The 12,187-nt window shown below is 69.5% G+C and carries 12 protein-coding genes and 1 pseudogene; all 13 read left to right on the top strand.

The features are described 5' to 3' along the window. Positions 1-466 precede the first annotated feature (466 nt). Positions 467-1,069 carry a hypothetical protein gene (locus ACFQVC_RS32750; protein ID WP_381837439.1) on the top strand — a complete coding sequence of 201 codons (603 nt, stop codon included), beginning with the start codon at positions 467-469 and terminating at the stop codon, positions 1,067-1,069. Beyond that, positions 1,027-1,953 (top strand): ATP/GTP-binding protein, encoded by a 927-nt coding sequence (locus ACFQVC_RS32745; RefSeq protein ID WP_381837437.1) that lies wholly within the window; start codon positions 1,027-1,029, stop codon positions 1,951-1,953. Before ACFQVC_RS32750 ends, ACFQVC_RS32745 begins: the two co-directional genes overlap by 43 nt. Positions 1,954-2,035: 82 nt before the next feature. Beyond that, a complete protein-coding gene (locus ACFQVC_RS32740; protein ID WP_381837436.1) occupies positions 2,036-2,701 on the top strand; it encodes an SAF domain-containing protein in 666 nt (221 codons plus the stop codon). Then, entirely contained in the window at positions 2,701-3,549 is an 849-nt protein-coding gene (locus ACFQVC_RS32735) for a hypothetical protein (RefSeq protein WP_381837434.1), read from the top strand. Before ACFQVC_RS32740 ends, ACFQVC_RS32735 begins: the two co-directional genes overlap by 1 nt. Next, positions 3,539-5,005, top strand: a complete 1,467-nt coding sequence (locus ACFQVC_RS32730; RefSeq protein ID WP_381837432.1) for a CpaF family protein — start codon at positions 3,539-3,541, stop codon at positions 5,003-5,005. The genes ACFQVC_RS32735 and ACFQVC_RS32730 overlap by 11 nt, the downstream gene beginning before the upstream one ends. Beyond that, positions 5,002-5,928: a type II secretion system F family protein gene (locus ACFQVC_RS32725; protein ID WP_381837430.1), complete on the top strand. Its 927-nt coding sequence runs from the start codon at positions 5,002-5,004 to the stop codon at positions 5,926-5,928. The genes ACFQVC_RS32730 and ACFQVC_RS32725 overlap by 4 nt, the downstream gene beginning before the upstream one ends. Further along, entirely contained in the window at positions 5,925-6,806 is an 882-nt protein-coding gene (locus tag ACFQVC_RS32720; RefSeq protein ID WP_381837428.1) for a hypothetical protein, read from the top strand. The genes ACFQVC_RS32725 and ACFQVC_RS32720 overlap by 4 nt, the downstream gene beginning before the upstream one ends. 57 nt (positions 6,807-6,863) lie before the next feature. After that, the gene (locus ACFQVC_RS32715; protein ID WP_381837426.1) at positions 6,864-7,088 is read left to right on the top strand and encodes a hypothetical protein; all 225 of its coding nucleotides are present in this window, start codon (positions 6,864-6,866) and stop codon (positions 7,086-7,088) included. A 26-nt stretch (positions 7,089-7,114) separates the two neighbouring features. Further along, positions 7,115-7,525, top strand: a complete 411-nt coding sequence (locus ACFQVC_RS32710; protein ID WP_381837424.1) for a TadE family protein — start codon at positions 7,115-7,117, stop codon at positions 7,523-7,525. Between the two features lies 1 nt (position 7,526). Further along, positions 7,527-7,967, top strand: coding sequence for a TadE/TadG family type IV pilus assembly protein (locus ACFQVC_RS32705; RefSeq protein ID WP_381837422.1), 441 nt, complete (start codon positions 7,527-7,529; stop codon positions 7,965-7,967). Next, positions 7,964-8,407 (top strand): hypothetical protein, encoded by a 444-nt coding sequence (locus tag ACFQVC_RS32700; protein WP_381837420.1) that lies wholly within the window; start codon positions 7,964-7,966, stop codon positions 8,405-8,407. Before ACFQVC_RS32705 ends, ACFQVC_RS32700 begins: the two co-directional genes overlap by 4 nt. 3 nt (positions 8,408-8,410) lie before the next feature. Continuing rightward, positions 8,411-11,917 (top strand): hypothetical protein, encoded by a 3,507-nt coding sequence (locus ACFQVC_RS32695; protein WP_381837418.1) that lies wholly within the window; start codon positions 8,411-8,413, stop codon positions 11,915-11,917. Further along, positions 11,914-12,141: pseudogene (locus ACFQVC_RS32690) on the top strand (DUF2637 domain-containing protein); the annotation flags it as partial. The gene ACFQVC_RS32695 and the pseudogene ACFQVC_RS32690, both read left to right, overlap by 4 nt. Positions 12,142-12,187: the final 46 nt, after the last annotated feature.

Here is a 12,187-nt window from a genome sequence, read left to right as displayed (position 1 = left end):
TATGTCGATTCATCGAGTCAGTCGGTTTCAGGGAGACGTTCCTCCCGCTAATGCCCGTGCTGCGGGCATATTCCGCATGGCGCCCTATTCCGAGGTTCGCCACGTATGCCCCTCCGTCAGCTCTGTCCTGAACTTAGAACAGAGAGTGGGGACTTGGCCGACGATCACGTAACGTACCGTAAGCATAGCTTCCGAATAATGAACCATTGCGCTCGCAATGATCCCTACGACACAGTGAGTCCCAGACAGTCAACACCCATCCTTCATAGCTAGTTGCCCCATAGGGAGGTGCCGTGAAGGTAGCCGAACCACGCGAGCCTGTGATCACTTTGCTGCCGCATATAGAGCGCGATGTAGACCCACAGCTCACCGCATGGGTTGCAACAGACAGTGTCGATGTGCGGTCAGCAGCACACCCCCGGCAGAACCAAACCGAGACGACCCAGCGCTCAGGGAGGATGCCGCGATGACATCAACTGGACGCCGAAAGCGGGCACTTCGTGGCCCGTCCCGCGCAGGGCTGGCACTTCTGGCCAGTTCGGTGCTGGCAGTGAGCGGTTGCAGCGAGGACAACAAGGCCGCTGATCCCGAACCGTCAAAGTCCGCGTCGTCGACGCCGGCTCCAGCGGCATCCTCGAAGGCTGCCGACCCAGAGGCCCAGGCCGAATCGGAAGTCCTCGCTGCCTACGGCCGCTTTTGGATCGAGCAGTCCAAAGCGTACGCGCAAGGCAGCACCAAGGGCACGGACTTGAAGCGGTACGCCGTCGGCAACGCCCTGGCCCAGGCCGAGAGCGACCTTTTGACGATGAAGCAGAAGGGGGTGCGTGCCGAGGGTCAGCCCACCATCAAGGCCACGGTGGAAACCGTCGACCCACGGGCTGAGGTGCCCAAGGCCACCCTGAAGGACTGCCTCGACATCTCCACGTGGAAGCGCGTCGACAAAAAGACCGGCAAGGAGCTGCCCGCCCCCTCCGAGCGGCTGGACCGGTACGTGACCGTTGTGAAGGCCGAGAAGTGGGGCAAGCAGTGGAAAATCCTCGACGTGAAACCTCAGCAAAAGGCCTGCTGACCCAGGCCCTCGCGGCCGCGGCGGTGTCCGCCCTCGTGAGCCTGGCCGCGCCGGCGACAGCATTCGCGATGCCGGGCAACGGCGGCGGTCCGTGTGAGGACGCCTCGGATATATGGGTGTCCATCTGCGCGGAAGAGCAGACGAGCAAGCCCGGCTCCTCAGGCAAGACGCAGACCGGCGGCATGGGCAAGAAGGCCAAGCCACGTCTTCCGGGCCCGTGCCGGGTGATCCGGATGGATCCGCAGCCGCCAAAGGGGAGTGCATTATGGGAGGGGCACGACCCAGGCGGCGGCGCGGTGTACACCCGGATCTGTCCGGCCGCGGCGGCCGGAGCCATAGTGGGCAACTTGCTGCCATACGAGACGTTCTGGGCCGCGAACGCACCCAGCGAGGCAATTGATCCTCGGGTCTTGGTGCAGGAGGCCATCGACAAGATGAAGCTTGTCGGCCCGGACATCCAGACCACCCCAAAGGCCGGGAGGACCGGCGCCGTGGGTCTTCCCACGTGGCTGTGGACCCCGCGGTCGGCGACGACGACGGGCCCGAACTCCGCTACCGCGACGGCAGGCGGAGTGAGCGTGACCGCAACCGCACGGGTCACGAAGATCGTATGGAAGACCGGCGACGGCACGACGGTCACATGCACCGGCCCCGGTACTCCGTACAAAGCCTCCTACGGCAAGCGCGAGTCGCCGAACTGTGGGCACGTCTACACCCGTACCTCCGCATCTGAGCCCGGCAACAAATACCAGGTCACGGCTACTTCTACGTGGGCTGTGGACTGGCAGGTCACCGGTGACGGAGAGAGTGGCGAGCTAACGGAGATCCGGCAGTCCCAAGCTCAGGTGGCCATCGGCGAGTTGCAGGCCGTGGGCGGCCGCTGACGCACCTCGAGCGGATCAGCGAGAGAGAGGCACGCACGTGAGTAGCACCACAGCACCGGCCTCCCCGACGGGCAGAGGCCCCATGCCCACGTCGGCAGCGCAGCCCGCCGCGAGCGTCGCCGTCGGTATCCGGGGGCGGCGCCGCCGGCCCGGTATGTATGCCCTGGCGGTCACGTTGATCGCCGCGGGTGGTCTGGGCGGGTTCGTGGCCTGGCAGGAGACCGGTGAGCGCACCCCGGTGTTGACAGTGACGCGGGCGGTCCCGGCGGGTGACGTGATCGACGATGCGGATCTCGGCGAGGCGTCGATCTCCTTGGACCCGGCTCTTAAGCCGTTCAAGGCTGCGGACCGGGAGCAGGTGGTCGGCAAGCGGGCCGCGGTGGCTCTGGTGCCGGGGGCGATGGTCTCACGTGGCCAGGTCACCGATCGGGCCCTGGTCACGAAAGGTGAGCAGCTGGTCGGCATCGGGCTCAAGGCCAACCAGCTGCCTACCACGCCCCTCTCCCCCGGTGACCGGGTCCTGGTGGTGTCCACTCCTGCGGAGGGGCAGGGCGCCGGCAGCGCAGGGCGCGGCGCGGACGCGGAGCCGGAGTCGGTGGCGGCCCGCGTGGTGCGGGTGGGCGACAAGCAGGAGGCCGGCAGCGAGCGTGTGGTCGATGTCGCCGTCCCGGCCGATCAGGGGCCAACGTTGGCGGCCCGTGCGGCCAGCGGTGAGGTGGCGCTCGTCGTGGACCCGGGGAGCTCCTGATGGCCGTCGTCGCCCTCCTCGGAGGGCCCGGTGCTCCCGGGGTGACCAGCACCGCGTTGGCCCTGCTGCGGACCTGGCCCCTTCAGGGACGTCAGCGGGTACTGCTGGCGGAGTGCGACCCCGACGGCGGAGCGGTCCTGCCCGGCGCGTTGCAGAGCCGTCTCCCCGCGGGCCGGGGCCTTAAGAATCTGGCCGTGTCCTCGCGCACCCAGGAACTGGTGAACGCATTCTGGACGCAGCTGGTGGCGCTGCGAGAAGAGAGCGACGGCGACGCCGGCGCGAACAGCCGGCTGCTGCTGCCGGGCCTGGCCAACTTCACGGACGCCGCCAGCCTCACCCCGGTGTGGCCCGCATTGTTCGACCTGTTCCAGAACATCGAGGCCTACGAACACGACGTTCTGGTCGACCTCGGTCGCAGCGGGGCGTTCGGCCCGGCCGGTGTGCTGGCGCTGCGCGCTGATGTGGTGCTGATGGTGGTGCGCGGCACTCTACGCGGGGTACACGCGGCTCGCGTGCGCGTCGAGGCGCTGCGCCGGCTGCTGGACGGTGACGGCGGGCACGGCGCGGGCAGCCTGGGTGTCCTCCTCATCACCGAAGGGCCCTACCGGGCACGGGAGGTTGAGGAAGAGCTCGGCGTGCCGGTGGTAACCACCCTGCCGTATCTGCCGAACCAGGCCGCTGTGCTGTCCGACGGCGCCGAGGAGCCGCGCCGGTTCATGCGCGGGGTGTTGATGCGGGCAGCCCGTTCGGCGACCACGCCGATCCGGCAGCGGGTGGCGACCCGCCGGGCGCGGCTCGCTTCGCCCCTGTACCAGCGACTTCAGGGGGTGACGCGCGATGCGCGGTGAACCGCTGTACCCGCAGCCCGTCAATGCCGCCGCCCGGCATGCGCGGTCCGTCAACGGCCGCCCCGCCCCACCCGCGGCCCATGTCGGCGCCACGGGCATGGTGGGCCGCCATCCCGTACCGCAGGTCCAGCTCGACTACCGGGCCGCGAACGAGATCAAGCGGCAGGTCAACGAGCAGCTCCTCGACGAGAAGCTGAGTGGCGAGGCACGCCAGCAGCGCGGCCGCGCGCTGATCAACGAAAAGGTCGCCATCTGGGCGGACGCGGCCGCCCACCGGGCCCACGGCATGGCGCCGGTGGAGGAACAGGCCCTGGCTGCCCTCGTGTTCGACATGCTCTTCCGTGCCGGCCGGCTGCAGCGCTATCTCGATGACGACCAGGTCGAGGACATCTGGATCAACGGGCCCCAGGTGTTCCTCAAATACGGCGACGACGCCCAACCGGTCCAGGTGCCGCCGGTCGCCGACAGCGAGGACGAACTGCGGGAACTGGTGCGGGATTTGATCCGCAACAGCGGGCAGGGCGGGCGCACGTTCTCCACCTACAGCCCCGATGTCGCGCTCCGATTGCCGGACGGCTCGCGGCTGCAGGCTCTGGGTCCACAGATCACCGGTGAGCACACCTTCGTCACCATCCGCCGCCACCGCATCAAAGACGCCAACCTGGACGACATGGTCAAACTTGGCACCCTGGATGCCACCTCCCGTGACTTCCTGGCCGCGATGGTGCGGGCGCGGCGCAATGTGCTGGTCGCCGGCGAACAGTCCTCGGGCAAGACATCACTGTTGCGCGCGCTACTCAAGGAAGTGCCCGCGGGTGAGCGGTTCGGCACGCTGGAGACCGAGTTCGAGCTGTGGGCGCACAAGAACGGCTTCCACACCCAGGTGGTGCCGATGGAGGCGAGAGAGTCCAACGGCGAACGCGTCGACGGGAAAGCCGCGGGCCAGATCACGCTGCTGGACCTGCTGTACCGGGCCAAACGGATGTCGCTGACCAGGATCGTGGTGGGTGAGGTCCGGGGTGCGGAGATCACCGCGATGATGCAGGCAATGACCAGCGACCGACCGGGCAACATGTGCACCCTGCACGCCTCCCACCCGTCAGTGGTGTTCGACCGGATCGCCGAGCTGTATCTGCTGGCGCGCGGCAACTTCTCCGAAACCCTGGCCTACCGGCAGATCGCCAACGGCCTGCACTTCATCGTGTTCCTCAGCGTGGACGAGTCCGGGCCCGTCAAACGCCGCGTCGTCTCCCACATCTGGGAGATCACCGGCGTCGGTGAGGGCGGACGTCCCGCGTTCAACGAGGTGTTCACCCCAGCCTCCGCCCACGATCCGCGAGCCGTGTTCCATCGCCCCGTGTCCGAGCGCACCCGCCAGGACCTGGCCCGGGCCGGCTTCCATGCCGTGCCCCCGACGCCGAATCCCTGGACGCAGACTCAGGGGGTGGGGGCGTGACCGGAGCGCTGTGGTGGAGCGTGTGCGGCGTCCTGGTGGCCGCCGGGCTGGTGGCAGTCGTCATCGCAACCGTCGGCACCACCCGACCCCCCGGTCACGGACGCCTCGCCCAGTGGCGGGCGCAGGCCTTCGGCGGCCCGGCGGCCGGCCGCCGGGCCGCCCGGCGCCGCAGCCTGCTGATCGCCTCCGGCGTCGTGACAGTCGCTACATGGCTCCTCACCGGAGTGTTCGTGGTGTCGGTGCTGGTGGGCCTGGCCGTGATCGGAGTGCCGTGGCTGCTCGCGCCGACCGCGTCGTCCAAGCTGCGCATCGCCAAGCTGGAAGGGCTCGCGGAGTGGTCCCAGCGCCTGGCCGAGGTGATCCGGCTCGGCTTCGCGCTGGAGGCGGCGCTCAGCACGTCCCGCAAGAACGCGCCCGCCGCGCTGGCGGAGGAAGTCGGGGAGCTGGCGGACAAGCTGCAGGCCAACTGGCCAGCAGCCGAGGCCCTGTACGACTTCGCCGACCGGCTTGATGACATCACCGCAGACAAGGTCACCGCAGCGCTCGCTCTGGCCGCCATGGATCCGGGCCCGCGCCTGGCCGACGCCCTGGAGGACCTGTCGGCCTCCGTGCGGGAGGAAGTCGCCAGCCGCCGCAGGATCGAAGCCGGACGGGAGAAGGCTCGTACCGCGGTGCGGGTGATGACGTTCATCAGCATCGGTCTCATCCCTGCCGGCTTCCTGGTGCCGCACTACACCGCCCCCTACGCCACCCTGTTCGGCCAGCTGTTCCTGGCGCTGGTCACCAGCGCCTTCGTCGCGGTCCTGGTGTGGGCCCGGCGGTTGTCCAACCGGCGTCCCCCGGCCCGGTTCCTGGTCCACGACCCGCGCAGCACGGTCACACCCCCGGCCGCACGCGAGCAGGAAGAGGTGGCAGCCACGTGAACATCATCGGCGTGCTCGTGGTTGCCGGATGCGTGGCCGGCGCCGGCATTGCCTTGCTGGTTGGGGAGTTGGTGCCCGCCGCACCCCGCCTCGGCCCCGCCTTGCGGCGGCTCAACCCTCCCCCTCCCGCGCCCGCCACGGAGGCTCAGGCGGCCTCGGCGCAGGGCACCTTCGGAGCGTGGCTGCTGCGCCGGATGCCCCTGACCCTGCCACGCACCGACCTGGCACTGCTGGGACAGGCGCCGGAGCAGTTCCTGATCAACAAGGTGAGTTATGCGTTCGCCGGGCTGCTCTTCCCCGTCGTGGTGCTCGGCGGATGGACCCTGCTGGGCTTGAGTGTGCCGCTGGTCCTTCCCGGCGTCGTCGGCGTCGTGCTCGCTGCCGTGTTGTGGTTCTGGCCCGACTTCAGCCTGCACAGCGATGCGGCCAGGGCGCGTATCGAGTTCTCCTACGCCACCGCCGCGTTTTTGGAGCTGGTCGCTTTGCGGATGGCCTCCAACCGGGACACCGCTCAGGCCCTGGAAGACGCCGCGCTCATCGGCCGCGGCTGGGCGTTTGTCCGGCTGCAGGAGGCCCTGCTGCGGGCCCGCACCGAGAAATCCTCCCCCTGGCAGGCCCTGGAAGACATGGGCCAGCACCTGAAACTGCCGGTGCTCACCGATCTCGCCGACATCATGCGTCTGTCCGAACAGGACGGCGCCGCCGTGTATGACACGCTGCGCGGCCGCGCCAGGAGCCTGCGTACCGAACTGCTCGCCACCGACGCCACCGAGGCCAATCGCGACAGCGAGAAGCTGTCCGCCCCCGGCGCTCTGCTGTGCGTCCTGGCCATGTTCCTCATCGCCTTCCCGGCGGTGCTGAACATGTTCCGCCTATGACCAGCCTCGCCCTCACCGCGGGCCAACCGACGTGGACTGAAGCAAGGAGCACCCATCATGAAGGACGTGTGGTGGAAGACCAGCACACAGCTGGTGCTGTGGCTGCAGGCCCAACTGCACCATGCCCGCGAGGAGATGGCCGAGCGGGGCGAGCGCGGCGAGGGCATCCCGACGGTCATCATCGTGCTGGCCACCGTCGCCGGTGCGCTGCTCATCGCCGGCGGACTGGCCGCGCTGTACAACAAGGCCGACGTCAAGCTGGATTCGATCTGGCCCGACTGATGCACCTGATACGCCAGATGCGACGGGTGTTCAAGCGTCTGCAGCTGCGTGCGGCGGATGACCGGGGGTCGTCGCCGATCCAGATGGCGATCATCTTCCCCATCGTGCTGCTGCTGTTCGTCGCGATCGTGCAGTCGATCCTGTGGGCCTACAGCCGCAACGTCGCCTACACCGCGGCCCGTGAAGGCCTGGCGGCCGGGCGCGCCTACCAAGCCAGCCCCGCGGACGGGGCGGACAGGACTAGCGAGACTCTGACCCGTCTGGGCGGCAACCTGGTCACCTCCTCCAGCGTGTCCACCGCGGGCAGCACCGGTGAGCGCATCGTGATCCGCGTGGAGGGCTCTGCGATGTCGTTGGTGCCCGGGGTGGCGAACTGGCAGCTGTCCGCGACGGTTTCCGGTCCACGCGAGCGCTGGACCACGGCGGGGGGCGAGTGACATGCGCTGGCCGGCTGCGGGTGCACGGGAGCGGGGCAGCGCCCCGATCGAGGCGGTGATTGTGGTGCCGCTGCTGCTCGCCTTCGGGCTGTTGTTCCTCGCCGGGGCTCGCTTGTCGTTCGCCGACCAGAAGACCGACGCCGCCGCCCAGGCCGCGGCCCGGGCTGCCTCACTGGCGCGCACCCCGGGCGAGGGCCAGAGCGCGGCACAACAGGCTGCGGCCGGGGCACTCGCCTCGCAGCAGCAGGAGTGCACGGACACCAGCGTCACCGCTGACACCGGCGGGTTGGCTGTGCCGGTCGGGCAAGTCTCCCAGGTGACCGTGACGGTGGCGTGCACGGTGCCGATCGGGGATCTTCTTCTGGTCGGTGGCGGCCCGGGAACCAAGACCGTGACTTCTACCTTTACGAGCGTTGTGGACGCGTACCGGGAGCGCGGATGATCAGCGTTCTGCGGGCCCGCTACCGCCGCTCCAGATTCGATGACACCGGCGGCATCTCGGTGTTCGTCGCCATCGTGACCGCGCCGCTGCTGCTCGCCGGGCTGCTGATCGTGGACGCCTTCGCCCTGCTGCGTACCCAGGAGCGCGCCGACGCTTTGGCGTTGGAGGCCGCCCGGGCCGCGGGCCAGGCCGTCGACCCGGGACAGGCGGTGCCCGGGGAGGCCTTTGTCGCCGACCCGCAGGCCGCGGCCGCAGCCGCGGCCGTCTATCTCGCTAAGGCCGGGGTGTCCGGCACCACCCGCCTGAGTGACGGCGGCACATCGCTCACCGTCACCGTCACCGACTCCTACCAGGGCAAGTTCACGCCCACCCACTGGACCGTGCAGGGGGAAAGCTCGGCGACCTTGCTCCACGGCATCACGAAACCTGAGGACAACTGAGCGATGCCCTCACCCCGCCACTCCCCCGCCTCCGCGCCGCCCCGGCTGCTGGCCGTGCCGCGTGCCACCACCTCACTCCTGGTACTCATCACCGCCATGGGCGGAGTCCCATGGCTGCTGCTCAAGGCCTCGCTTGCGGTGTGGCCGTCGGGAGTCGACGGGCTGTCCCACTTGTTCACCCGCTCCGACACCACCAACGTCGCCCTACTCGCACTGGCCGTCATCGGCTGGATCGCCTGGGCGGCATTCACGCTCTCGGTGCTGCTGGAGATCCCCGCTCAACTACGCGGCCGACGCGCCCCGAAACTGCCCGGACTACACCTCAGCCAACGCACCGCCGCCACCCTGGTCGGCAGCATCCTCCTACTGTTCACCACCACAACCGCCCTCGCCTCAGCCACCCCCAGCCAAGCCGTCACGGCCACCGCACCCCAACTCCCCCAGCACGAGGGCGACTCCACCCTGGCACCGTCCCAAACGGCCCCGGCCGAGCAGGAGCAGTCCTCCGGGCAGACCACATACACCGTGCTCGACACTCGCCCGGCGGAAAGCCTGTGGTCCATCGCCGAGAAGCTCTACGGTCACGGCGCGCTCTACACGAAAATCGCCCAGGCCAACGAAGGCCGCACCATGACCGACGGAACCCGCTTCGACACCAACACGCCCCTGCAGCCCGGCTGGACCCTGCTGCTGCCCGACGACCTGGACGCCAACGATGCGGGCCTCGCGGCGCAGCACGCGGCCGAAGCACAGCCGCTCCCCTTGCCCCGCAGCGCACCGGACGGCGCCGAAGACGGCGCCGCCTCATCGCGCATGGTGGAGGAGGGGGACAACCTGTGGAGGATCGCGAAGGAGGAGCTCGGCGACGGCCGCCGCTACATGGAGATCTTCGAGGAGAACCGCGGCCAACAGCAGCCCGGCGGGCGCACCTTCACCAACCCCCGGCTGATCATCCCCGGACAAGAGCTACGCATACCCCCGACGACCCCGCCGCCCCAGCAGCCCGAGGCTCCCGAACAGCCCGCTCCCCCGCCACCTGGTGTGCCGCCGGAAGACTCCGACAGCGGGGAAACCACACCGCCGTCCTCACCCGGCGACAACTCCTCGGCCCGCCCGGCTCCGCCCACGCCCGCACCGACCGCTTCGGGTTCCCAGAGCGATCCGGCGAAGTCGCCCGCACCCAGCTCCAGTTCCTCCGCAGACACCGACGAGCCCGAAGATGAAGAGTCCCACGGCGGTGCGGTGCCGCCTGCGTCGGGCAGCGAGGCGGCAAGCCCCAACGCGTCCCGCCCGGCCGACCATCCCTCGATACCCACCCCGGCAGCGTCGGTGCCCGCCGAGGACGCGCCCTCCTCCTCGTCGTCGGCGTTCTCGCTGCGCACGGTCGCGGGGGCGTTCGCGCTGCTGGCCGCCGCCGTCACCGGAGCACTCGCACTGCGCCGGCTGCTGCAGCGCCGGCGCCGCAAGCCCGGCGAAACCATCGCGATCACCGGCGAGTCCAGTCAGGCCGAGGCGCAGCTGGCGGCGGCCGCGGAGCCGGCCGCGGCGCAGCTTTTGGATGTGGCCTTGCGGACGTTGGCCCGGCGCGCTGCCGAGCTGGGGGCGGAGCTGCCGGCGCTGCGGGCGGCGCGCATCACGCCGCGCAGCGTCCAGGTGCTGCCCGTCGACACGGGCTTGGAGGCGATGGCCCCGTTCGACGGCCCGCCCAAGGATGGCTGGTGGTCGCTTGCGCCCGATGCCGAGCTGGCCAGCAGCGAGGAGGCCGAGCAGGTTCGGGCCCCGTTTCCGGGGCTGGCCACCCTCGGGGCGATGCAGGACGGATCCCTGGTCCTGCTCAACCTGCCCCAGGTGAAGGTGATCCTCCTCAACGGCGAGGCCACGGATGTGGAAGCGGTATGTACGTCGCTCGCGCTGGAGCTGGGGATGAGCCCCTGGGCCACGGACGCGGAGATCGTCACCGTCGGCTTCGGCGCCGACCTGCCCCGGCTCATGCCCACCGCGCGCATCACCCACATGCGCCAAGCCGACCACGCCGTGAGAGACCTCGCGGAACGGCTCCTGGCCGCGCACCAGTTACCCGACGAAGCACACCAGCCATACCTGGTGTGTGTCACCTCCCTGGAGGCGAACGCCGCCTGGCTCCTCGCCGAAGCCGTCGACAGCGCCACCCATGTGCCCGTCGCCGTCATCGCACCCGCCGAGGGGATCACGCACCTCTTCCCCGACGCCGAAATCCTCGACGCCTCCGCCGACCGGCCACAGCACGTGGACAGCCTGGACCTGCCCCTCACGCTGCAGCGCCTGGAGCAGAGCGCCTACCAGCAGATCGTCACCGCCCTGACCGCAGCCAACGAACCACCCACCCCGCCCGACGGCGCCTGGGAACACGTCCCCGACGAACCCGCCACACTGGATGGACTGGTGAAGTCCGACGGCAGCGAGGCGCCACTCCCCCGCGTCGCTACAGAACCTGCTGCGGCGAAGCCGGCAGTGAAGGTGACAGTCGTCAACAGCAACGCCGGCACCGGGGTCACCGACGTCAGCGGGGTGTATCCAGCTCTTCTATCGGCAGCCACCGATCCCGCTGGACTACGCCCCGTCCCCGATGGGGACACCGCACCAGCCCCTTCCCCGGACACGCCCAAGGGCCCCGAACACCTCCGCAAGCCGCCGGACATGGAAGCCGAGGCCGCGGAGCCTGCCGTTGAGAGTGCCGAGTCCACGCACGGCGCAGCAGCCGCTCCCGAGGCGCACGGGCCGGAGATCAAGGTTTTGGGTCCGGTGGAGGTCACCGGGGTGGAATCCAGCGGCCACGGAGCGAAGATCAGCCAGCTCGCCGCGCTGCTGTATCTCAAGCCTGACCGGGACGGCGACCAGGTGTGTGCGGACATGGACCCGATCACTCCGTGGGAACGCTCCACCCTCAACTCCCGGATGCAGCAGCTGCGCAGCCGTCTGGGCACCGACCCGGACGGCAACACCTACGTACCCCGCCGCACGGCCAAGGACGAGCCGTACCGCATCTCCCCCAAGCTGCGATGCGACTGGTACCGCTTCCAGCAGCTCGCCGAACACGGCCTGACGGCCGGGGCGCACGGGCTGACGGACCTGGAGGAAGCCCTCGGCCTGGTGAGGGCCCGCCCGTTCGGTCCGCGCCCGCTGCCCTGGGCCCAGCCGCTGCAGCAGGAGATGACCGTCAGGATCACGGATGTGGCACACACCGTCGCCACCTGGCGCACCACAGCCGGAACGTACCAGGACCTGGCCGCTGCACGGCAGGCCATCACGATCGGCCTGGAGGTCGATGAGGGAGCGGAGATCCTCTATCGGGACTGGATGCGCTGCGAGCACGCTGCCGGGAACCGCTCCGGCCTGCACACCGCCATCACCCGCGTCCAGGCCGTCAACCGCGTGCTGCAGGTCGACCTCGAACCCGAAACCGAGGCGCTGATCCACACCCTGCTGTCTGGATCAGCGCCGGTGTCCGGAGCCAAGGACAGGCCTCTATGACACAGCGCCTGCCCCAACTCAACCGGCTCCACCGGATCTTGGTCTCGGTGGTGGTCGCGGGAGCGGTCACCGTCGCGGGGATCGGTTTCGCGGGTTCCTACGCGGCGGTGCGTGATCTGGCTCAGAAGAAGGGCTTCGGGGACTTCTCGATGGTCTTCCCGATCGGTATCGACGCCGGCATCGTCGTGCTGCTGGCGCTGGACCTGCTGCTGACCTGGATCCGCCGCGATCACCAGAGCGAGATCTGCACCGAGAGCGGACCGAATGTCA

It is taken from the genome of Streptomyces monticola, assembly GCF_042665355.1.
Classification (GTDB): Bacteria; Actinomycetota; Actinomycetes; order Streptomycetales; family Streptomycetaceae; genus Streptomyces; species Streptomyces monticola.
The sequence above is the reverse complement of the archived record's forward strand: the minus strand, read 5'-3'. Positions and strand labels throughout refer to the sequence as shown.

Excerpts from the sequence above, each read along its gene's own strand:
- ACFQVC_RS32750 (WP_381837439.1), top strand. The coding sequence starts at position 467 with ATGACATCAACTGGACGCCGAAAGCGGGCACTTCGTGGCCCGTCCCGC.
- ACFQVC_RS32740 (WP_381837436.1), top strand. The coding sequence starts at position 2,036 with ATGCCCACGTCGGCAGCGCAGCCCGCCGCGAGCGTCGCCGTCGGTATC.
- ACFQVC_RS32735 (WP_381837434.1), top strand. The coding sequence starts at position 2,701 with ATGGCCGTCGTCGCCCTCCTCGGAGGGCCCGGTGCTCCCGGGGTGACC.
- ACFQVC_RS32730 (WP_381837432.1), top strand. The coding sequence starts at position 3,539 with ATGCGCGGTGAACCGCTGTACCCGCAGCCCGTCAATGCCGCCGCCCGG.
- ACFQVC_RS32715 (WP_381837426.1), top strand. The coding sequence starts at position 6,864 with ATGAAGGACGTGTGGTGGAAGACCAGCACACAGCTGGTGCTGTGGCTG.
- ACFQVC_RS32705 (WP_381837422.1), top strand. The coding sequence starts at position 7,527 with ATGCGCTGGCCGGCTGCGGGTGCACGGGAGCGGGGCAGCGCCCCGATC.
- ACFQVC_RS32700 (WP_381837420.1), top strand. The coding sequence starts at position 7,964 with ATGATCAGCGTTCTGCGGGCCCGCTACCGCCGCTCCAGATTCGATGAC.
- ACFQVC_RS32695 (WP_381837418.1), top strand. The coding sequence starts at position 8,411 with ATGCCCTCACCCCGCCACTCCCCCGCCTCCGCGCCGCCCCGGCTGCTG.